The following is a 1,133-nucleotide window of genomic DNA, read 5'->3' as shown; positions in this document are numbered from 1 at the left end:
AGGCCGGCAACTGTGTAGCCACGGCTATCGGGCGAAGGGTGTTTGCTGCCGGATGATGGCGTTGAGGATGGTGAGGAGCTTGCGTGCGACGGCGATGAGGGCGAGTTTGGGTGGCTTGCCGGCGTGTCGCAGGCGCTGATGGAATCGGCCGAGTACGGTGTCGGATCGTGCGGCGGCGAGGGCGGCCATATAGAGGGCCTGTCGGACGCGGGTGCGCCCGCCGCGGACCGAGCGCTTGCCGCGGAAGGCGCCGCTGTCGTTGTTGTAGGGGGCAAGGCCGGCGAGCGCGGCGGCGGCTTTGGCGTCGATGCGGCCGAGTTCCGGCATGTGTGCGGTGAGCACGGTGGCGGCGACCGGACCGATCCCGGGGGCCGAGCGGAGCAGGGCTGCCTCTTGGGCGAGCGTCTGGCTGGCGCGGATCGTCGCGGCGATGGCACGGTCGAGATCGACGATGGCGGTGTCGAGCCAGGCGAGATGGCGGTCGAGGTCGGCGGCGATGAGCGGCTCTGTCTCTTCGCTGCGGCGCGTGCGTTCCTGCTTGCGGGAGGCGACGAGATGGTCGCGGCGGCGCGATAGCGCGGTGAGCCGCGCGCGGGCGGGATCGTCCGGCGCGGCGGCCCGCGGCGCGAGCCGCCGGCCGAACTCGGCGAGCATGCGGGCATCGATCGCATCGGTCTTCGCCCGCCGGCCGGTGGCACGCGCGAAAGACCGGGCCTGTTCGGGATTGATGCGGGCATAAGCGATACCGGCGGCGGCCAGCGCTGCGCGCAGCGCCGCATCGTAGCGGCCGGTGGCTTCCATCACGATCTGGCAGGCGCGCGGTGCCAGCCGCTCCACCCAATCCGCGATCGCCGCGGCGGTGTTGGCGATGCGACAGCCCGTGCCGCTCTCCGCATCGTGGATGTCGAGATGGTCTTTCGAGATATCGATTCCGATGACGTCCGGGTGTAATGTCATGATGCCTGTCCCCGTGGTGCGAGGTCTGGTGTCAGCAGCCTCATGCAACTGTTCAGGTGTGTGACCAACGCGGGCGGGGAACCGAGCCGGACTGCGGCATCACCGTGCCAGGGGCCCAACGGTCTCCCGCCCGCCATCCTTATCGCACATCTGCGACACACGGGGGCCCAGTTGGG

General features: G+C 70.2%; 1 protein-coding gene. It reads right to left on the bottom strand.

Annotated features, from left to right (window positions below; translation table 11 throughout):
• Positions 1-24 precede the first annotated feature (24 nt).
• On the bottom strand, positions 25-957 hold the full coding sequence (locus tag SFC76_RS19570; RefSeq protein WP_322851087.1) for an IS110 family transposase: 933 nt from the start codon (positions 955-957) through the stop codon (positions 25-27).
• Between the last annotated feature and the right edge of the window lie 176 nt (positions 958-1,133).

Source organism: Sphingomonas sp. CD22 (genome assembly GCF_034556155.1).
Classification (GTDB): domain Bacteria; phylum Pseudomonadota; class Alphaproteobacteria; order Sphingomonadales; family Sphingomonadaceae; genus Sphingomonas.
Note: the sequence above shows the minus strand (reverse complement) of the source record. Positions and strands in the feature narration are given on the sequence as shown.